The sequence below is a fragment of the Microcoleus pseudofavosus SVA1_A4 genome, assembly GCF_036700565.1.
Classification (GTDB): domain Bacteria; phylum Cyanobacteriota; class Cyanobacteriia; order Cyanobacteriales; family Microcoleaceae; genus Microcoleus.
Genome location: NZ_JAUBPE010000040.1, coordinates 44,194 through 64,224 on the forward strand (window position 1 = coordinate 44,194; position 20,031 = coordinate 64,224).

Annotated in this window: 20 protein-coding genes; 8 read left to right on the forward strand and 12 right to left on the reverse strand. The window is 46.8% G+C overall.

All coding sequences use genetic code 11. The annotated features are described in order from the left end of the window. Nucleotides 1–457: 457 nt before the first annotated feature. Together QUA02_RS18320 and btpA are read right to left on the reverse strand one after the other, a co-directional pair. A complete protein-coding gene (locus QUA02_RS18320; protein ID WP_333029697.1) occupies nucleotides 458–1,381 on the reverse strand; it encodes a vitamin K epoxide reductase family protein in 924 nt (307 codons plus the stop codon). 162 nt (nucleotides 1,382–1,543) lie between these two features. Next, entirely contained in the window at nucleotides 1,544–2,431 is an 888-nt protein-coding gene (gene btpA / locus QUA02_RS18325) for a photosystem I biogenesis protein BtpA (RefSeq protein ID WP_333029698.1), read from the reverse strand. A gap of 165 nt (nucleotides 2,432–2,596) precedes the next feature. Between btpA and QUA02_RS18330 the strand changes: the two genes are divergently transcribed. Beyond that, on the forward strand, nucleotides 2,597–3,577 hold the full coding sequence (locus tag QUA02_RS18330) for a GDSL-type esterase/lipase family protein (protein ID WP_333029699.1): 981 nt from the start codon (nucleotides 2,597–2,599) through the stop codon (nucleotides 3,575–3,577). 226 nt (nucleotides 3,578–3,803) lie between these two features. Here QUA02_RS18330 and QUA02_RS18335 read toward each other — a convergent pair whose 3' ends face one another. Beyond that, entirely contained in the window at nucleotides 3,804–4,856 is a 1,053-nt protein-coding gene (locus QUA02_RS18335) for a Gfo/Idh/MocA family oxidoreductase (protein WP_333029701.1), read from the reverse strand. 475 nt (nucleotides 4,857–5,331) lie between these two features. On the opposite strand from QUA02_RS18335, the gene QUA02_RS18340 reads away from it, so the two are divergent. Beyond that, nucleotides 5,332–5,988, forward strand: coding sequence for a PEP-CTERM sorting domain-containing protein (locus QUA02_RS18340; protein WP_333029703.1), 657 nt, complete (start codon nucleotides 5,332–5,334; stop codon nucleotides 5,986–5,988). Nucleotides 5,989–6,024: 36 nt separating this feature from the next. Here QUA02_RS18340 and QUA02_RS18345 read toward each other — a convergent pair whose 3' ends face one another. The 3 genes from QUA02_RS18345 to def all read right to left on the reverse strand — a co-directional run bounded on the left by QUA02_RS18345 (nucleotide 6,025) and on the right by def (nucleotide 8,362). Next, nucleotides 6,025–7,362 carry a PrsW family glutamic-type intramembrane protease gene (locus tag QUA02_RS18345; protein WP_333029705.1) on the reverse strand — a complete coding sequence of 446 codons (1,338 nt, stop codon included), beginning with the start codon at nucleotides 7,360–7,362 and terminating at the stop codon, nucleotides 6,025–6,027. Nucleotides 7,363–7,601: 239 nt separating this feature from the next. Then, on the reverse strand, nucleotides 7,602–7,805 hold the full coding sequence (locus QUA02_RS18350) for a hypothetical protein (RefSeq protein ID WP_510182595.1): 204 nt from the start codon (nucleotides 7,803–7,805) through the stop codon (nucleotides 7,602–7,604). Beyond that, complete coding sequence (gene def / locus QUA02_RS18355) at nucleotides 7,802–8,362, reverse strand: peptide deformylase (protein ID WP_333029706.1); 561 nt, start codon at nucleotides 8,360–8,362, stop codon at nucleotides 7,802–7,804. Before def ends, QUA02_RS18350 begins: the two co-directional genes overlap by 4 nt. A 77-nt stretch (nucleotides 8,363–8,439) precedes the next feature. On the opposite strand from def, the gene QUA02_RS18360 reads away from it, so the two are divergent. Beyond that, nucleotides 8,440–8,952, forward strand: coding sequence for a DUF1648 domain-containing protein (locus tag QUA02_RS18360; RefSeq protein WP_333029708.1), 513 nt, complete (start codon nucleotides 8,440–8,442; stop codon nucleotides 8,950–8,952). 185 nt (nucleotides 8,953–9,137) lie between these two features. Here QUA02_RS18360 and QUA02_RS18365 read toward each other — a convergent pair whose 3' ends face one another. From QUA02_RS18365 to QUA02_RS18375, 3 genes are all read right to left on the reverse strand, one after another. Further along, nucleotides 9,138–9,593, reverse strand: coding sequence for an aspartyl protease (locus QUA02_RS18365; protein WP_333029710.1), 456 nt, complete (start codon nucleotides 9,591–9,593; stop codon nucleotides 9,138–9,140). A 57-nt stretch (nucleotides 9,594–9,650) separates the two neighbouring features. After that, the gene (locus tag QUA02_RS18370) at nucleotides 9,651–10,106 is read right to left on the reverse strand and encodes a retroviral-like aspartic protease family protein (RefSeq protein ID WP_333029711.1); all 456 of its coding nucleotides are present in this window, start codon (nucleotides 10,104–10,106) and stop codon (nucleotides 9,651–9,653) included. 63 nt (nucleotides 10,107–10,169) lie between these two features. Continuing rightward, a complete protein-coding gene (locus tag QUA02_RS18375; protein ID WP_333029712.1) occupies nucleotides 10,170–10,625 on the reverse strand; it encodes an aspartyl protease in 456 nt (151 codons plus the stop codon). A 120-nt stretch (nucleotides 10,626–10,745) separates the two neighbouring features. Here QUA02_RS18375 and QUA02_RS18380 point away from each other — a divergent pair, with 120 nt between their 5' ends. After that, nucleotides 10,746–12,038, forward strand: a complete 1,293-nt coding sequence (locus QUA02_RS18380; RefSeq protein WP_333029713.1) for a pentapeptide repeat-containing protein — start codon at nucleotides 10,746–10,748, stop codon at nucleotides 12,036–12,038. 218 nt (nucleotides 12,039–12,256) lie between these two features. Next, nucleotides 12,257–13,285 carry a mannosyltransferase family protein gene (locus QUA02_RS18385; RefSeq protein ID WP_333029714.1) on the forward strand — a complete coding sequence of 343 codons (1,029 nt, stop codon included), beginning with the start codon at nucleotides 12,257–12,259 and terminating at the stop codon, nucleotides 13,283–13,285. 17 nt (nucleotides 13,286–13,302) lie between these two features. On the opposite strand, the gene QUA02_RS18390 is transcribed toward QUA02_RS18385, so the two are convergent. Continuing rightward, on the reverse strand, nucleotides 13,303–13,929 hold the full coding sequence (locus tag QUA02_RS18390; RefSeq protein ID WP_333029715.1) for a TenA family protein: 627 nt from the start codon (nucleotides 13,927–13,929) through the stop codon (nucleotides 13,303–13,305). Between the two features lie 149 nt (nucleotides 13,930–14,078). Between QUA02_RS18390 and QUA02_RS18395 the strand changes: the two genes are divergently transcribed. Beyond that, nucleotides 14,079–16,016 (forward strand): glycosyltransferase family protein, encoded by a 1,938-nt coding sequence (locus QUA02_RS18395; RefSeq protein WP_333029716.1) that lies wholly within the window; start codon nucleotides 14,079–14,081, stop codon nucleotides 16,014–16,016. A gap of 59 nt (nucleotides 16,017–16,075) precedes the next feature. Then, complete coding sequence (locus QUA02_RS18400; protein ID WP_333029717.1) at nucleotides 16,076–17,029, forward strand: glycosyltransferase family 2 protein; 954 nt, start codon at nucleotides 16,076–16,078, stop codon at nucleotides 17,027–17,029. Between the two features lie 58 nt (nucleotides 17,030–17,087). Here QUA02_RS18400 and QUA02_RS18405 read toward each other — a convergent pair whose 3' ends face one another. Both QUA02_RS18405 and QUA02_RS18410 read right to left on the reverse strand, forming a co-directional pair. Next, complete coding sequence (locus QUA02_RS18405) at nucleotides 17,088–17,504, reverse strand: hypothetical protein (protein ID WP_333029718.1); 417 nt, start codon at nucleotides 17,502–17,504, stop codon at nucleotides 17,088–17,090. A gap of 213 nt (nucleotides 17,505–17,717) precedes the next feature. After that, nucleotides 17,718–18,389, reverse strand: a complete 672-nt coding sequence (locus tag QUA02_RS18410) for a cadmium resistance transporter (protein ID WP_333029719.1) — start codon at nucleotides 18,387–18,389, stop codon at nucleotides 17,718–17,720. 136 nt (nucleotides 18,390–18,525) lie between these two features. On the opposite strand from QUA02_RS18410, the gene QUA02_RS18415 reads away from it, so the two are divergent. Next, a complete protein-coding gene (locus tag QUA02_RS18415; RefSeq protein ID WP_333029720.1) occupies nucleotides 18,526–19,896 on the forward strand; it encodes an aliphatic sulfonate ABC transporter substrate-binding protein in 1,371 nt (456 codons plus the stop codon). The last annotated feature ends 135 nt before the right edge of the window (nucleotides 19,897–20,031 follow it).

Consider the following 20,031-nt stretch of genomic DNA (forward strand, 5'->3'; position numbering starts at 1 on the left):
CAGAAACCGGCTTTCTCAACCAAAATATGTCATTTCACCAATGAGTCTGGAAGCTGAAACCCGGTTATGATAGTTTTTGTGTAAAAGTCCTAGTATTTATTCGCAGATTATATTAGAGAGCCACAACTTGTTTTAAACTTCTTCGCTCTAACTAATACTAATTCTCAAAACTCATGCAACAGTATCGCTCCGGGTGCGTCGCCATCAAAAATCTTAAATAATATCCACAATCTTTGAGCGACGCACCGGTGCAGAATAGTGAGCGCAAACAAACCCACACTCATCATTTTTGCAAGACTTGGGAGAATTGGTATAATTTTTACTAAGTTTTTAGGGATTATAGATGCGAGATTTTAGATTTATTCGCAGCACTAGACAACGATAAACTAAGTGAAAAACCAGGAGGTTTCCTGCAAAAAAATCTAAAATCTGCCCTCTAAAATCTCAAATTTTTCTGTCAGTTTTGAAAGTTGCGCGGGCCGGTGTAACCGGATAAGTCAGCGAGTTTATCCAAAGTTTGTGTCCCCGAATAAAACTGACCTTTAATCTCCCAAGTCGGGAAACCTTTAACATTCGCAGCAGCAGCTTGGCAAATTTCAGCGCGGGAATTTTGCCCTTGCGGATCGCATTCAAAATAATCAATTATTTTGGCTGCTTCTTTGCCGAACAGGATTTTTTGGTCGTGGCAGTGGGGACACCAGTAAGCGCCGTATTCTTTAGCGCCGATTTGTTGGAGGTGGCGGGCCAAAGCAAGTTGTGCCGGCCCTGAAGTTGTAGTGACGGCAGGGGGTGCAATTCCTGGAGTAGACACAGAAGCAGCAGGCGATCGCACGCTGTTGTAGAGTCCCAAAGCGCCGATCGAACTCACCATCGCCACCAAAATGCCTGTAAACACCAACTGTCCGATATCTTCCCACTCGCGCCCGACTAGCACCAGCACAAACAGCGACAGCGAAAATACGGCGGAACTGATGCAATAAATGCACAGTTCCTTAATTTCAAAAGCCATCAAATACACTAAATAGCTACTAAAAATTACCATCGCAGCGGTGATGATAAATAGCGCTTGCCATGTTTTGTTTTCTAGTTGAGAGTGCAGTCCTTTATTGGTGTCGCGATTGACGGCTTTGGGAGCGAATGCCAGAATTGCTATGCTCAGGTAAGCCAGACAACCTAACAAACTTAAAGGCACTGTGCCAAAAACTGTAGCGTAGGGACTGTTGAGAACTTTGTCGCAGCCGCTGGTGGGACAAATGACCGAGCCTGTCGTGAATTTAGCGATCGTGAGATAGGCCGTTTCTACGACGCCGATGGCTGCGATCGCTGCCATCACAGTCCTAGACCAGCGATGAATCCAAGGGGTGGAACGTCGGCGAATCATTTTTTGATTTGGTAATTGGTAATTGGGAATTGGGAATTGGGAATTGTGGACTGTTGACTGTTAACTAATGACTATTGAATGTTAATTGTTAACTAATAACTGATGACTACTGACTGATGACTACTGCCAACAGTCAACAGTCAACAGTCAACAATTCCCATTTTACGTTTTACTTCTGACTTTGCCAGGTTCCGGTGTGGGCCCGATCGAGCCGTTAGCGTCTCTGTTTTCCTGTTCGCGCTCGATCGGGGCCAAGCTGCGGCGGGCGGCTTCTACAAACTGACTGACGCGGATCGGATCGATGGGTTGATCGATGCGGCCGTTTCGTTTCAAGGAGCTCGAAACAATTACTCCATCAGCAGCCTGCATGAGGGTAGAAATGTTTTCCCACGAGGCGCCGCTGCCGATGAAAACTGGAATTCCCGCCGCTGCTGCACTCGCGAGTTCTAAGTCTTCGAGATTGGGAGGGCTGCCGGTTGTCCAGCCGGAAAGGATCACGGCGTCGGCTAAAGCGCGCCCGATCGTCTCTTGGACGGCTGTGGTCAAGTTGGGGCTGCCCAGGGGTCGCCCGTGCTTGACTAACACGTCTGCTAATATTTTGACATCGCTGCCCAATTCCCGGCGGTAGCGCAGTAGCTGGTGAGCTTGGCCTTCAATTAAGCCTTGGTCTGTAGCCATGATGCCGTTGAGGACGTTGACGCGGATGAATTGGGCTCCCGTGCAGGAGGCGATGGCGATCGCGCTGTGGGCGTCGTTTCGCAGCACGTTAACGCCGATCGGCAGCGTCACCAGATTTGTCAGCCTCTCGACTACCAGAGTCATCGCGCTCACAACAGCCGGATCCACGCTGTCTTTGGCAAAAGGAGCGTCGAAAAAGTTCTCGACGATGATACCGTTTGCGCCGCCAGAAGCCAGCGCTGTAGCCTCTTGCTCGGCTCTTCCGATAATAGCTTTGAGGTTCCCGCCCCAGCGGGGAGAAGTTGGCAAAGGCTGTAAATGTACGACACCGATTATGGGATTCGGCGTTTTGAATATTTGTTTTAAGTCCACGGGTTTCCTGAAACCACCAAGTTCACTGACGGCTGACGGCGGATTTTGACGGTATATTCTAGAATTCTATATCCACGGGGGCGATTCGGTTGACTCAATCGCGCGACCAAGTTGCTAAAACCCCGAATTCAGCAGCAGTTTTTCGTTTTCGATCGAGGTTAATTGTTGAAAGTTGTTCTGATAATTTTGGCTGTCACCGCAGGATTGTGGGCAGCAATCGAAGTGCTGCTGCGGGTGCTGCTGGGTTTTGGCAATCCCTTGATTTACATTGCCGATGCCGAGTGCGGCTATTTGTTGGCGCCAAACCAGAGGGTGCGCCGCTTGGGCAACCGGATTGAGATTAACGAGTATTCGATGCGTACGGTCGCGATCGCCCCCCTGGCCGATCCCGAAACTCTGCGCGTCTTGCTGTTGGGAGATTCTGTCGCCAACGGCGGTTGGTGGACACATCAGACAGATACCATCTCGGAAATTATGGCTCGGCAGTTGAGGCTGCAAGTACAGCATTTGGCGAGCGATGCACAAATAAGTTCACAAGTCAACTATTCGGATTTTGAAGTTCTCAACGCTTCAGCGAATTCTTGGGGGCCGAGGAATCAACTTGCTTATGCCAAGCGGTTCGGTGTTTTTGGGGCAAAGGCTTTGGTGTTGCTGCTCAATACGGACGATTTATTTGCTTCTGCTCCCTGTGCTCTTGTTGTGGGGCGCGATCGATCTTATCCCGATCGCAAACCTCGATCGGCCGCGCTAGAGTTATTGAGTCGCTATCTGCTACCTGCAATGCCGCCTCGCCAATTAGCAGCACCCTGGACCGAAAGCGATGTAGTCGGCTGCAACTTAGAAGCTATGCGCCAAATCCAGAAAATAGCTGTATCCGCTAACGTCGAGTTTTTGCTAGCCGTGACGCCCAAGCGCGACGAATTAGGCGAGGGCTCTCGCGACTGGGAAGTCAAGGCTAGAGAGCGTCTCGCCGAACTCGTCGAAACAGAGAAAATTACTTACATAGATTTTCTTCCGATATTCAATTGTGCAGCCGAACTTCCAACTTTGTATCGAGACAGCATTCACCTCAGTCCTCAAGGAAATCAGCTAGTTAGCAAAACCATCAGCCGTCAAATAGTGGCTCTTTTTTTGCATAAATCGTGACCTTACCCAAAGACGGATACAAGCCCCGACTTAGGTTGTGGAGATCCCAAAAATTTAAACCTTAGTTTAATCCCCCAGATTTATCTGTGGAGTCAACCTAAAATCTAAAATTTAAAATCTAAAATGGACTGACATCGAATCCGGTTGCGCGGGAACAGTTACCCTTTTCAACGAACAACAAACCCAAACTGTAAAAGCACCCGGAAACGACACGATTTGTCTCGATTTAGCTAACTTGCAAAGTAGACTCTAGCTCTTTCGGATACCAAGCTTGACCGTCGAGAGCAATTTGCTCGATCGAACTCGCAAGCCGCAGAGCTTTGAGAGCTTGTTCTCCCCCAACAGAAGGCTGATTTCCACCCCGCACGCAATTAATAAAATGCTCCAATTCTGCGTGGAGCGGTTCAATATTGCTGGTGTAAACTTTCTCGATCAACCCATCTTGACGGTAAAGCACCTGACCGTAATCCGTCACGTAATTGGCGGTTGTTTGTCGGTGAATCAAGATTTCGTTGTTGAGAAAATCTGCCTCTGTCAAAGAATTCTTGCAGTGAGCGACTATTGAACGAAGTTTGCGGTGCGTCACCTTACTGGCAGTCAGGGTGGCCACAATGCCGTTAGCAAAGTTCAGCGTCGCTGTCACGTAGTCTAAATAACCTGAATCTGAGGCCCTGCTGCCGCTGGCCGTCAGCTTCACCACTTGGGAATCTGCCAATTCCAGGAGCAAGTCGATGTCGTGGATCATTAAATCCAAAACTACCGATACGTCGTTGGCCCGATCGGAATAGGGACTCATCCGGTGAGCTTCCAATGCCAGTAGCTCTTCAGTTTTCAGCACTTTGCCGAGTTCCTGAAAAGCTGGATTGAAGCGCTCGATGTGACCCACTTGCAAAATCCGGTGGGCTTCAGCAGCCGCATTGACCAAAGATTCGGCTTCAGCAATGCTAGCCGCGATCGGCTTTTCAATTAAAACGTGAACACCCGCTTGGAGACAAGACATCCCCACAGGGTGGTGCAGGCGAGTTGGAACGGCGACGCAAACTGCATCTACGTGGGCGAGCAAATCCCGGTAGTCTTCAAAGAAGCGAACCCGGTATTTGCTTGCTACATCAATTCCCCGCTCTACATTTATGTCTGCAACACCCACGAGCTCGATATCTTTCAGCAAGCTCAGAACTCGCGTGTGGTGCTGGCCCATATTGCCAACCCCAATCACCCCAATGCGGAGGGGTTCGGGTTGACTTCGCTGGCCGAAAACGTTTGCGTATCCCAATGACATCCTATCTAGCACTCCTGGATTCTCCTCCACCACAGGAATCAAGCCCGTTGGCTTCCCTCAGCTACTCACAGCCATCCAGATAGTACCACAGTCAAACTATTTGTGAAGAATTTCTAAGAGAAGGAAGAAGGAAGACAGCACAAGGAAGACGGCATCCGCAACCCGATCAAATTTATGGAAATTGGATATTGACAAAATCGATAGAGTATGATATGAGGACGCGTTCGCCGGCAACCACACAAGCCCGTCGGAATATTTATCCGGTACGAGGAACATTTTTCTGGTATCGGTTCAAAAGTAATAGTTAAAAGTCATAAATTATACAAATATTACACGTAGCGTATCAGTAGAAGTTCCGATATTTATATTTGGCAATCTTGGAAATAAAAAAAAATTATGTTAAGAATGCGGATACTTACTGGCGATGGCTATCTACAATGAAACTACACTTACATAAAACCTGATGAGGTAGACTATGAACCCGAAACAAAGACAGAGATTGGGAAGTGCGATCGCTAGCACACTTTTAAGTTATGCAGCGGTGTCATTAGCAGGAGTAGACCAAGCACAAGCCGCCGTACTTAGCTACAATTTTTCTTCGCAGGGAACTAGCGGCTTTTTTAAGGTGGATAACTCCTCGCTTACAGGAATAGGATATGAAGGAATTGCAGTATCCGAGGGAAGATTAAACACTTATCTAACTGCCTCTGCTGAGTCTTATCAACTGCAAGGCAAAGATTACTACGATTTGGTAGGGGCTACAGTTTCATTTTATCAAGGGGAATTTCTCGGACTGGAAGCAAGGGGCGGCGACACAGCGATTAGAGAAATTGACCTTCCAGACGTACCAGGAGGGCCTTTTTACGTCAAGTATGAGGGCACGGCACGTTGGCAGATGGCTAACAACGGGCCGTTCTCTCTTTTTTGGGGCTATAAGGAGGTAATGATTAGTAACAGAGACCGTGTACTTGCTATAGACAGAGGTTTCCCGAGAGTCGACTATGCCCCTGTTTCTTACACTCTAGTGGATACCGCAGCCGAACCAGTTCCCGAACCTCTCACCGCAGGGGGGACAGCTTTAGCATTGGCAGGTTTAAGCTGGTTAAAACACAAGAAAAAAATGGCAGCTTGAGGTGCGATCGTACCTCAACAATTAAGCAGTCAGCAGTCACTTTTGAGAAAATATTCTGGTGGCAAAATTTTGCTCGCGATTCGGAGACAGAGCCCGGGCTTTCAAAATCGCGGCCACCAAAAACGCATAGGACAAAACTCCCACCACAGCCAGTAAAAGTACGCTGGCGGCTCCCGACGCATTCCACAAAGCGTGAAGTGCGGCAGCGCTGAAATAACCTACGCCCAAAATTTGCCAGCGCTTCCTGGGTTTGAGGGCGCTCAAACCGATAAAATATCCCAAATAGCCGCTGTAAGCCATGTGTCCGGCGGCGGAACCCAAAATTCGGGGAATTAGCAACTGCAATCCTACTAATTGTCCGGCTTCGGGCCCTGCTTGCAGGGTGACATTTTGGATAACATTGGGAACGTACTGCCCCAGAGTTTCTAACAGTGTAAAGCCCACTGCGGAGGCACTTCCTAACAAAATTCCGTCTAAAGGTTCCCAAACGCCGATTCGATCGCGCCACGGATTTTTCAGGCAATTTCCCAGCAGCATCGCTCCCAAAACGGGCAGGGCTTTCAGTAATTCTTCCATCAGACCCGCCCCGAAAAACATTCGGATTAAAAAATACAAAAAATTGATTTCTTCGCCTTCTGCTGGCAGGCGGCCGGGTAAAATTTCTCTAAATACTAATATAAATCCAATTAATAAGGGGCTGAGCAAAATTAGGACTGTAGCTACAGCCGAACCAAGCAATACCCACCAAGGCTTATGTTTGCCGCACAGTTGATATATAAAGTAGTAAGCCCCACCGGCGAGGTAAGCTGACAGCAGCAAGTTGAATGCTGCGGAATTTCCCACGGCCACAAACATCGACACGACAAAAATAACTGTGGCAATACCTGGATATAAGTAAGCTTTTTGGCTTAATAGTTTCCCTGTCGAGGCGATCGGGAATAATTGAGTTAAAGTGAGAGCGTCCTTTTCACTAACAGCAAAATTTCCTGTTTTTGTTGCGGGAAATCCGAGTTTATTTTGGTGAGGGGTTACGGGAGATTCAAATATGAATTCAGGGCCGTCTTGGCCGAGACTGATGCGATCGCCTGTTTCTAAAGTTTGGCAGCCTTGTAGCTTTTGTCCGTTTATATAAGTTCCGTTAGCGCTGTTGAGGTCGCAAATTTCCCATCTCGTCCAAGTGCCCTGAGTCAGGGGACGGACTGCGGCGTGGCGGCGGGAAACCATGCCGTGGGCGATCGACTCTAAAGCTATTTGACAATTGCGATCGCGTCCGATAACCATTTCCCCATCTTCAAAAAGTTGGTATCTGGATGCTGGCGATCCCGCAGCGCCAAAGGCTGGCACTTGTCGCAGAAATCCGATTTCATTAGTCATTAGTTATTAGTCATTAGTCATCAGTCATCCGTCATTAGTCATTGGTCATTGGTCATGAGCTGATGTTATTTATCCGCAGTCTTTATTGCAAAGTTATTAGTCATTAGCTTGCGAGATGTTAGCTGATGTTATTTATCTGCAATCTTTATTCAACAGTTATTAGTTGTTAGCTAATAAGTAATAAGTAATTACTAATAACTAATGACTCAGGACTCAGGACTCATGACTAATGACTCTGCTTAGAGATTTGCCCTGGCATCCTGAACGGCTGCATAGAAAAATATGCCAGTTAGCGGTACGCTGAGGGCGAGGATGATGCCGGTGACTAAATTGCCGAGTTGAGCGTCTCCCGAAGACAGCTCAAACATTGAGCCGACTGCGGCGATCGCAGCGATGCACGAAAGAGCTAACAATAAACCACTTTTGGGAGTTCCTGCCATCATACTGATTTTACTGCCTTTGGCGAAAATTTCTTTTTGACTAATTCTTCATTCAGTGCCAGCTTGTTTTCTACTCTGTCTACAAACAGCACTCCGTTGAGGTGATCCATTTCGTGCTGAATTGCCCTTGACAGTAACTCTGTCGCTATCAGGGTTTGCGGGCGGCCGTATTCGTCGCGGTAGGACACTTCAATGGCTTCTGGACGTTTGACCTCTAAATACACTCCCGGAATGCTCAAACACCCTTCTTGCAAGATGCAGACATCGCTGCTGCTACTTTTGATGGTAGGGTTAATCAAAACCATTGGGGGTGTTGCGGGGTTTTCCGGGTCGCAGTCGAGCACGATTACTTGTTTGTGGACTCCGACTTGGGGGGCGGCCAAACCGATGCCATCCGCACTGTACATGGTTTGCAGCATTTCTCGGACTAGCTGCCGAATTTCTGCATCGACGCTTTTGACGCGCTTCGCTGGCTGCCGCAGGACGCGATCGCCTAATGTGTGTATTGTTAGGGGCGGTTTTTCTAACTTTTTCTTTTCAACCAAAACCTGAGCCGTCATACAATCCTTACTCGCTATCTGGGATTAAATTTGAAACAATACTATTCTTTTTAATATTAATCTAAATTTTGACGCCCATGACTGGAAACGCACCAAACCAACGGCCAGTTATTTCTCTGGGGCTTTCGCCTGCTTTAGTGGCGGTAGAGCTCGCCGGGGCGATCGCGATTTTAGTGTCGATTTTGGTAATTGTAGAGTTTTGGCCGCTTTTGCCCGATCGAATTCCGATTCATTTCGGCTTGGGGGGGCTGGCTGATGCTTGGGGCGACAAGGTGACGATTTGGATAATGCCGGCGGTTGCCGCAATTATTTTTGCGGTTTTAACTGCGGTATCTCGCTATCCGCATACTTTTAATTATCCCGTACCCATTACTTCTGAGAATGCGCGCCGGCAATATCTGTTGGGGCGAGGTCTTTTGGTTTGGCTGAAGGCAGAGATTTGTTGGCTGTTTGCCTTTGTGGTGCGGCAGCAAATTCTTGTCGCTTTGGGCAATGCTCAAAGGTTTAGTATAGAGTTAGTTTTAGGGTTAGTTGTTTTGATATTTGGGACGGTTGGGGTGTATTTACTCAAGGCTTATTCGGCTCGCTAGATGTATGGCAAAAAACTTACATCAACCCAAAAATCACGTTTTTTGGGATAAAAATTTTTAACCAACGATGATATTATGTATTCTCGAAGACAAAAATAAAATCCGTTTGTAGTGAGGGCTGGTAATAGACTGGACATGATAGGAATCACAGGCTAGAGGTTTGTGCTACGGTAAATGCCGATCGACTAACCCATCAGATACGTTTGCTGATTGTTCATCGGCAATACTCGCAGCCGTTGATTTTTCAAATCGGGTTCTAAGCCTAGTTCTTCCAGGGGAATCACGCCCAGCAAGACAGCGGAAACGCCTTCTGGTAACTCTAAACAATCAAATCTCCCTTCTCTTCCTTCTATAATAATTTGAGCGTCGGCAAAAATTCGACCTTTTCTGATGCCAGTGGATGTTTCTACATCTCTTTCTCCTACTTGTTTTAAACCGAGTTGGCTAATAATGGGAGCTGGCAAGGAAAGCAGTGTCGCTCCGGTATCGACAATAACGTTATCGAGTATCACAGAGCGAACTTCATCAGCAGAAATGAAGCCTCGTTCAGCCATAACTAGATCGATGCGATTTGTGACGGCGATTGTTGTAAGAACTTGACCCATTTGTTTGCCTTGAAGATTGGGGAGTACCAGTGTCATATTATTTTACCTCTTTTAAAATCTCAAATCGATTGCACATTATTGAACACCGATCGACTAAACCATCAAATATGTTTGTTGGTCATTCATCGGCAATACTCGCAGCCGTTGATTTTTTAAATCTGGTTCTAAGCCTAGTCTTTCCATTGGAATTACGCCCAGCAAAACCGCATCAACTCCTTCGGGCATTTCCAGGCAGTCAAACACTGCTTGTCGCCCTTCAACTTCAAGCATAATATCTTGAAATATCCGCCCTTTTCTGATTCCCGCAGCAGTTTCTACATTAGTTTCTCCAAGCTGGCTTAAACCCAACTGGCTGATAATGGGAGCTGGTAAGGCAAGCAGAGTGGCTCCAGTATCGACTAGAACTCGATCGAGAGTGAATGAACGAATTTCACCCGCAGGAATGAAACCGCGCTCAGCGAGGACTTGATCGATGCGATTCGTTACGGTGATTGTTGTAAGAACTTGACCCATTTGTTTGCCTTGCAGATTGGGAAGTACCAGTGTCATATGATGTTACCTTTTTGAGTGCAAGTGATTATACATTTTTGGGCTGTTATGCCAGCTAGAATATTAAACCATCAAATATGTTTGTTGGTCATTCATCGGCAATACTCGCAGCCGTTGATTGTTCAAATCTGGTTCTAAGCCTAGTTCTTCCATGGGAGTCACGCCCAGCAAAACAGCGGAAACGCCTTCTGGTAACTCTAAACAATCAAATCTCCCTTCTCTCCCCTCTACAAAAATTTGAGCCCCGGCAAAAATTCGACCTTTTGTGATACCAGTGGATGTTTCTACATCTCTTTCTCCTACTTGTCTTAAACCGAGTTGGCTAATAATGAGAGCTGGCAAGGAAAGCAGTGTCGCTCCGGTATCGACAATAACCTTATCGATTATCGCAGAACGAACTTCATCAGCAGAAATGAATCCCCGTTCAGCCATAACTAGATCGATGAAATTCGTGACGGCGATTGTTGTAAGAACTTGACCCATTTGTTTGCCTTGCAGATTGGGGAGTACGAGTGTCATATGATGTTACCTTTTCGAGTGCAATTGGTGGATTTTTATATTTTAATGCTATCTAGAAGTGTCCGGGGTTGGTTAAAATTGTGTTTAGTGACGAGCCACAGTTAGAATTAGCCTCAACGCATGACACCAGAACCCAACTCTTCTCAACCCAATCCTTCTGAGTCGATCGCGACTGTAGAAAGTATGAACGGTGCGAGCCCTACTGTGCCACCAGAGTCAGCGACAATCGTCGCTACTGCTGAACCGGAAAAACCGCTGCCGCCGCCTCCAACTCGCAAGGTTTTATTGCCGCAGCAGCCGGAACAAACGACTGCGGAGAAATCAACGTCGGCGCTGACGCTGGGGTTGATCGCAGCGATGATTTTTGGGCTGGCCAATGACAACATTTGGCTGGGCTTAATTGGCGCAGTCGGTGCGATTGGGATATCGCTGCGGCTGATGTGGCCGAGTTGGGGCAAAATCTGGGCGCAGGTAATTCCCCCGACTTGGCGCACCCTGATTGTCGCCTGCTTCGGTCTTTTAGCTGGGATTGTTGGCTTGCTGATGCTCAGCGGTACTAATACTGAACCGGGAAGCCGCAACATCCAAATCAACTGGGACGCCATCGGCGCTCTGGGCGAGTTAATCGGCGCTTTGGGCCAAATTTTGATCGCAATTTTGGGCGTTTACGTGGCTTGGCGCCAGTACGTGATCTCGAAAGATTTGACGATTCAGCAAAACAGAATTACGCAGCAGCAAACAATTGATGCTTATTTTCAAGGGGTTTCCGACTTAGCCCTCGACGAACAAGGATTTTTGGAAGATTGGCCGCAGGAAAGGGCGATCGCAGAAGGCCGTACCGCTGCGATTATGAGCAGTGTAGATGCTGAAGGTAAAGCTAAAATTCTGCGGTTTTTGTCGCAGTCGAGGTTGGTTACTCCTCTGAAGCGCGATCGGCTTTTAGGCCGCCCCATCCTTGACGGCGACGGCGGCTACGCTGAAGATAGAGATCACGGTATCCGCGTTATCGATCTAAATGTCATGTTAGCGGGTGCTGACCTGGCTGGCACGGATTTGCGGTGGACGGATTTGAGCGAAGCCAACCTCGTCCGCGCCAATCTCAGCAAGTGCGATTTAGTGAAAGCCAACCTCTCGCGCGCTGTCTTGTACGACGCCAATCTCGCTCGCGCCGACATGAGAGCCGCCGCATTATTCTACGGCTCGGCAGAAACTGCATCCCCCCGCAGCCGTACCCAATTTCCCAACTATCAAACAGGCGAACATACCGGCGCTGTGGTTGAACGCGCTGATTTCACGGCTGTCAAGCGGCTGTCGGAGGAGCAGCGCTATTACTGCTGCGCTTGGTGCGGCTCGAAGTCGAGAGAGACTATTCCCGGCGGCTGCGAAGGCATTCCCAATAAACTCGGACGTTAAAATTAGCAGTACGGCTCTACTTACGTATATATTTGGCGATCGCGATCGCAGCGGACTATACTTTAATTTTAAATCTACAGTCTTGCGCTGTTTTAGCCATGACAAATACTGATTTAGGGCTAGAAGTAATTCCGCACCGGGATCACTCAAAAAGCCGTCCCGGCTTAATTTTTGTAATTGCTATGTAGTTTCTGAGCCGATGGGTAATTGCGATCGGGATGCAAGCCATCGCCCCCTTCCTTTTCCATCACTCGGTGCTGTATCAGTCTCAGAACTCAAAGCCTTTTGTTCCCGGCTTCCTTCCCCAAAGCGGCTGGGAACTGTTTTCGCACTGGGACGGTAAATGGTATACCAAAATCGCTACTCTAGGCTACACCTATGCAGATGACGGGCAGCAGCATTCTGTGGCTTTTTATCCGCTGTTTCCTTTGCTGATGCGCGGGTTGACGGCTCTTGGAATGCAAGTGGAAGTAGCAGGGGTACTCATCAATAGTTTGGCGTTTCTGGCTGCATTAGTGCCGATCTACTTTTGGGTAGAACAGCGATACGATACCAGTGCAGCCAAGTGGACGACTTCTGTGCTTGCATGGTGTCCGTTTTCGCTATTTTGTACAGTCATATACACAGAAGGATTGTTTTTGTTCCTGACAGCATCGGCTTTACGAGCTTTTGAGAGGGGCGAGTATATTTGGGCGGCTGTTTGGGGAGCTTTGACGACTGCTACTAGGGGGCCGGGATTAGCGCTGATACCTGCTTTTTTGCTGACAGCTTGGAGGGAAAAAAGACCTCCCCTCGCTTATGCTGCGGGTTTGGCTAGCGCGATCGGGTTCTTTTCATTTAGTTTATATTGTGCGATTCGTTTTGGAGATGCTTTAGCATTTCTTCACGTCCAAAAAGCCTGGGTTCAGCCTACTTGGTTGGAGATATTAAAGGACTTTTTCAGTTTCCGCTTGCAAGCTGTTAGTAAAGTTGCGATGATTTTTGGCGGTGGCTATTTGTTGTGGTATTTGCGAAAAAGGCTGAGCATTACAGTCGTCTGCTTCGGTTTTTGCTCTTTGGCACTGCTGGTTAATTCGGGAGCTCTAAGCTCGGTAAACCGCTACGCTTACGGTATTGTACCGCTGTCAATAGCTCTCGGCTTGTTGCTGGCGGCTAGGCCTCGTTGGGGTTACGGATTGATTGGATTGTTTGGCATATTTCTGCTGTACTTTTCCGTGAAATTTGCTAGTTGGCTGTGGGTAGCTTAGGGGCGATCGCACTTATTTTATTCGATCTCCCATGCTGACTGAAAAAAGTCCCATTCGCACAGCATGGCGTAGCGATAGGTTGTTTCTATTTCAGGCGTTAATGGTGCTGCGTAGCGATCGACCAAACTTTCCAGCCGTTTGGCTAAAATCTCAAACTCAGGGCTGCTATAGGTGGAAATCCAGTCGCTAAAGGCGTGTTCCGGTATTTTAGGTTTAGCTAGCTGCTGTCCCAAAAAAGCATACAATCGCAAGCAAGGAGTCATCGCGGCTGCTGTCAAACCGACACCGCTTCCCCAGGCTGTCGCTAATAAAAAATCTGTATAGTGGCGGGTAGCAATTCCCGGTTTTGTATTTTGCAAGTTGACACCCCATTTGGCTGCATATCCTTGATGCAAGCGAAGTTCTTCTAAAACGCCGCTGCCGAGATTGTGGAGGATTTCAAACCCCTCCCAGTCGGGTGCTTTTGCCGCAGCGATACTGTAAGCGCGAGCGAATGCTCCCAGAAAAAATGCGTCTTGTGCAACGTAATATGCAAAACTATTTTGGGGGAGGCTGCCGTCAGCAATGCCTCTGACAAAGGGATGTTGCAGACAAGCTTCGCTTAAATCTTGATTTGCTTGCCAAAGAGAGTTGGAATTTGTCATGATTTTTTTATCTCTCGGTTATGATGGTAATTGTTATAGGACTTACGCAAACTACCTAGTTTCTACTATAAATATTGGGGAAAGATCGCGAGTAAACCTGGTTTGTAGCCTGCTGGCGCTGTCCTGTTTTAAAGTTCTGCTCAAAATCTATGGTAACAGATATATTCGGCTTAATTCCATTGGTGGCTCTGGGCATTTTGTTTCTCATATTTCAGAAAAGAGATAATTGTTGGCGCAGTGCTATTTTGTCCGCAGCAATTGTTGGGGGAGTTATTGTTGCTTTATCTACTGAATTTTTCAGTTTATTTAGGTTGCTGACTTTTGAGTTGGTGTTCGGGCTGTGGTTGGTAGCAGATATTTTGTTGTTAATTTTTTATCTAAAATTTCCAATTGTCCAGCCAATTTTTGAGAAAAATCAAGATGAGAAATTTCCGAGTTTCTTAGTGGGGTTGCTAGGCGGTGTATTATTTATTTTTGCTGCGGTTGGTTTAATTGCTGTAGTTGCACCGCCTAACAATTGGGATTCTATGACTTATCACATGAGCCGGGTTGTGCACTGGATGCAAAACCGCAGTGTGGAGCATTATCCAACTTCTTATGTGCCACAGTTGTATCACCCGCCTTGGGCTGAGTTTGCGATTATGCACTTTCAGATTTTAAGCGGGGGCGATCGCTTTGCTAATTTGGTACAGTGGTTGAGTATGGTGGGAAGCGCGATCGCAGTTTCTTTAATTGCTAAGCAACTGGGCGCTAATTTGCGCGGTCAAGTTTTTGCGGCTGTTTTTGCTGCGACTTTGCCGATGGGTATCCTCCAGGGTTCTAGCACTCAAAACGATTATGCTGTATGTTTTTGGGTGGTGTGTTTTGTCTCCTGCGGTTTAGCAGGACTCTCCGCAGGAATTACGGGGTTTAATACTTTTAAAATTGGTGCGAGTTTGGGTCTAGCTATCTTGACAAAAACGACAGCTTATATATTTTGTTTGCCTTTTATTATTTGGTTTATTCTAGGAGGAATTAAAGGTTTTCGGGGGAAGATGCTGCAACCAATTTTGATAATAGCCGCGGTGACTTTAGTGTTGAATATCGGTCACTTTTGGCGAAATTACGATTTATTCGGTTATGCGATTGGAGCGCCTCAAGATTTTACTAAAGAATATAAAATTGAAGTATTTACGCTGCCAAATTTCCTGTCAAATGTAATTAGAAATTTAGGTATGCAAGCCGGTACGAGGATTTCCCGAATTAACGGTGCGATTGTGGGAGTGATTAACATCCTGCACAGAATATTGGGCGTAGCTACAAACGACCCGCGCATCACTTGGCCTCCCGGACAAGTATTTGCGATCGCTACACCGTCATTTAATGAAAACACAGCTACAAATCCCATTCACTTTTGGCTGACATTTGCCACAGTCGCACTTATATTTAACACCCAAAATTTGAGAAAAACCAAAATAGTAGTAACTTATTTAATTGCAGTAATCATGACATTTTTACTGCTGTGTCTTCTGCTGAAATTGCAGCCTTGGCACAGCCGACACCACCTGTCAATATTTGTATTATTTTCGCCCCTATTTGGATTAGCCGTATCGGAATTATCAAATCATAAAATAGCGAATTATCTGGTGGCGATTCTGATTGTCATGTCGCTACCTTGGATTTTTCACAACAACTTTAGACCTCTCCTGGGAGATAGTAACATTTTTAATAGCAGCAGACACGAGCTTTACTTTAGAAGTCGGCCTCAAATCGAGGTTGCTTACAATACAGCAGTAGATTTTGTTAAATCTAAAAACTGCACTAATATAGGACTGTCATTTTGGGCTAAAAATGCCTGGGAATATCCCTTGTGGGTAATGTTTCCAGAGCCGGGAAAACCAGCACCTCGCATCGAACACATTTCCACTATCGATCCTGTTGTTAAGCAAAAGCTCAACTCGGAACCTTACAAAAGTTTTACCCCTTGTGCCATAATTTACTTTGCTACAAAAAATGACGGCAGACAAGGAAAAGAGATGGTTGTAAAAAATAAAACTTACCTACAAAAATGGTCGATGGAGCCACTGAGCGTGTTTGTGAAAAAATAACCTTTTGATTATTTATTTGATTTAACAGTTGAAAACCTGATTTCCCTACAGAAACTGCGATGAAGGATAGACCTAAGTATTCCTTGATAATTCCCATCTATAACGAAGAAGAAAATATCGCAGAATTGTATCGGCGAATTAGCTTAGTGATGGAGCGAATGGACGGCCCAGTAGAATTAATTCTAATCAATGATGGCAGCCGCGATCGCTCTCTCGAACTTTTGCGAGAATTGCACGAACAAGATTCGCGAATTTGTTACCTCAGTTTTGCCCGCAATTTCGGTCACCAAATAGCTGTAACTGCTGGTTTAAACTTTTCTCGCGGTCAAGTTGTAGTAATCATGGACGGCGATTTGCAAGACCCGCCAGAGTTAATTATAGATATGGTTGAACAGTGGCGGCAGGGCTATCAAGTTGTTTACGCTCAGCGCACTCAACGCCGTCAAGAAGGTTGGTTTAAGCGGTTGCCAGCTTATATGTATTATCGCATTTTGCGGAATCTTGCTGATGTTGATATTCCCATAGATACGGGAGATTTTTGTTTGATGGATAGGTGCGTGGTGGATGTACTCAATGCCATGCCCGAACGCAACCGTTACATTCGGGGACTGCGCGCTTGGATTGGTTTTAAACAAACGGCAGTTAAGTTTGAACGCGATCCCCGTTTTGCTGGCGATGTTAAGTATACGTTCAGCAAATCTTTTGCTTTGGCGATGAACGGTTTAGTGTCTTTTTCAAAAGTTCCTCTGCAACTGTCGATTTATTTGGGTTTATTTTCGGCTTTCGTGTCTGTTTTAATGGCTTTTTTGGTTTTGTATTGGCGTCTTTTCTCTCCGGGTTCGGCATTAACTGGTTTGACAATTGTGATTATGGCGGTTTTCTTTTTGGGTGCGGTGCAGTTGGTCAGTATTGGGATTTTGGGCCAGTATGTGGGGCGGATTTACGAGGAGGTGAAAGGCCGCCCGCTTTATACGCTGGCAGAAGTTGCTGGTTTTGCCGATCGACATCGATAGAACCGGATAAATTTACAGCGCTTTTGGTGGTATGTAGGTACCTTAATCGGGACACCGCTTAGGGTAAGTCCCTAGGCGCATCTATCTTGACTTGAATGTACCTCATAAACCTGCAATCTTCTGTATATTTGAATCCAAGGCGATTACGTCTAGAACATTTGCTTTCTTTCCCCGACCCATCAACCGCAGAGTGAATTTTCACATCTTCTTCCGTCAGCGTCCCCGTCTTATCGGTGTAAAACACATTCATACTGCCAAAGTTTTCGATCGCGGGTAAGCGCTTCACGATCGCCCGCTTTTTCGCCATTTTCTTGGCACTGCGAGCCCGGTTAACGCTGACTGTAGCTGGCAGCAGTTGGGGAATCAAACCCACAGCCAGCGCCAGAGAAAACATAAAGGATTTCAGCACTCGGCGATGGAGGTAGGGAGCATCCCAATTTGGTAAAAAGCGTTTTTTAGGAGTGCGAGCGTCCATAGCGAACGATCTAGCCGCGAGCGAGACGCTCGCACGCTATATCATCCAAATATATTATTCTGATGCAACCGTCCATGATATGAAAGCAAAAATGGGATGCTCCCTGGAGGTAGACGTTGGCGACAAAAATTAGAACTACCAAAATTAGCGTTACTTCCATAAGAAAGCAGCCAAAATTATAGATTTTTGGGATGCCTCGACCGCCTTTGTCTGTCAACAGTTCGGTAGAAAAAGACGATAGGATTCGCTGTCTATCAGAATTCTGAAACCCAGCCACATCAGCACGAACGGGAAAATCTTGCTAGCATAACGGCTGAGTACCAAAGCAATACCCGGTAGATGTGTCAGAGTATAGGACATAAACAGCCAGCAGCCAACAATAAAATAGCAAACGGGTATAATTACGGACAGATTTTGGATTGAGCTAGTGGCAAACAAAGGGATATAGATCCCGAGATTGTTGCCGCCGTTAGCAATCGTGACCGAGGAGACGCGATAGGTCTGCGGATCGCGGATTACATCCCACAGAGATCGCTTTCTGGAATCAAAGCCTCGAATTTTAGAATTTCTTTTGAGATTGGCTGACTTATCTTCGGCTGAATCATCCTTCTTATTAAGGTCGATCAAATTTTTCAAGCCAATGAGTATCGGCAGAATCCCCAGTAGACCAGTCCAAGTTGAGGGAATCGCTAGCCCCAGTAAAAAACCAACCAAACTTACTGCCATCAATACCGTGAACCCTAGAATCTCACCAACCACAATATGTTGAGGACGAAAAGTACGATTAACCTCGCTGAAGAAGGCAGTCAGATAAATATTGTCGTCAAACGTTGTTGCTACAGCAGCAGCTAGCCCGATCTTAAGCGTTGCAATTAACCAATCCATTACCATTCCTCACTCAACATTTATCTGATGACCGAAACGAGCGATCGCTCAACCATTGTACAAATTAGCATAATGTCGATAGGATAATGTGGGTATCCCGTATTTGGGTGTAACGAGCGAGCAAATCTGGTAGTTTATGCCTGTCAAGCGGTGCTTTGGCTTTATCCCCTATCTTCAATTCATCCAGCGTCCATCACCTGTGTTTATCAAAGGAGTCAGTATGATTAGCCGTTTGATTGACCGTCTGCCTAGAGGCGCAGACCAAAACATCTTACGATCGCTAAGATCGGTCATTCGCAGATCGCTTGCCTCCAAGTTTGCATTGCTATTTTGCATCGGTCTTGCCTCGATTTTGGTCTTGAGTCTGGCTTTTGACCGTCGTGCTGTTGCCGCCTCTGAATCTGGCAATGTACTCTCCCCTGCCATAAATCAGGTAAATCAGGTAACACTACCTAAAGACTCAACAATGCGGTTACTGGAAACCGTGGGACTGTTTGCCGGAGGCATCATTTTCTGTGTAGTTTTGGATCGCTGGTTTTCTAACCGTTCTGCTCACTCTGGCAACACGCCCTTAGCTGAGCAAGCGCGGCGGCTCAAACAACTCAAAATAGGGTATCCAGAGGGGATGACAAATCTGGAAGTTCTCCGCGCTCAAGGCTTGCTCGAAAATCGTTTGCGACCATTTGGGCTGATTGTCACTTGGACAAGCTTTTTATCAGCTTCTGCTCTGATAGAAGCACTAAGCAACGGGACGATTGATTTCTGCGGCGGCGGTGGTACTGCCAGCATCTTCTCTCAAGCAGCGGATCATGTGTTTGTGCGGGTGGCTAAAGAAAAATATACCGCTCCTAAAGGTCAAGCGATTCTAGTACCGTCCGATTCGCCGATTCAGACGGTTGCCGACCTGAAGGGTAAAAAGATAGCTTTTGACAAAGGCTCAAGCGCCCATTATGTGCTTGCGCGCGCGCTGGCGAAAGTAGGCCTTGAGTTTAGTGACATTGAGCCAATTTATCTGACCCAGCCACAGGCGCTGCCCCTATTCCGCGTGGGTGAGGTTGATGCTTGGGTGATTTGGGTTCCCTACACGGCGACAATCGCCCGAAGCGCTTACCCCGGGCGATCGATCGCAGATCTAGAGAGCATATTTGGTGACAAAGCTTCCGTGGAAGTTCCCACCTATTACTACGCGATTCCAGAGCTGGTACGCGACTATCCCGATTTGCTCAAGGTGATTTTAGAAGAGGTAAACGAAGCTGGAGCTTGGGCTAAGAAACAGGAATTAGAAGCTGCTATGCGATTAGCCCAGCACCATGAAATCGATCCGTCGATCGTAGAAACTTTACAGCAACGCAGTGCCGAACGCGCCATCATCCCGATTGACGACCAATCGCTCACTGCCCTACAGCACCAGGCAAATACGTTTAGATATCTAAATTTGATTCCTGAGCGGGTGAATGTGAAAGATGGAACCTATAGCTTGCAGACCAAGCAAAACTGGACTTATTAATTAATCTGACACTGGCACTTCATCGCCATCATTCTCGGCATCCCGACCAACTTGGTTTGTAAGGATTCAGGTCTGAAGAATGGGAATGAGCTCAGGCATAGCCAAGTCACAAGAATGGGCAGAAATAGCCTCACG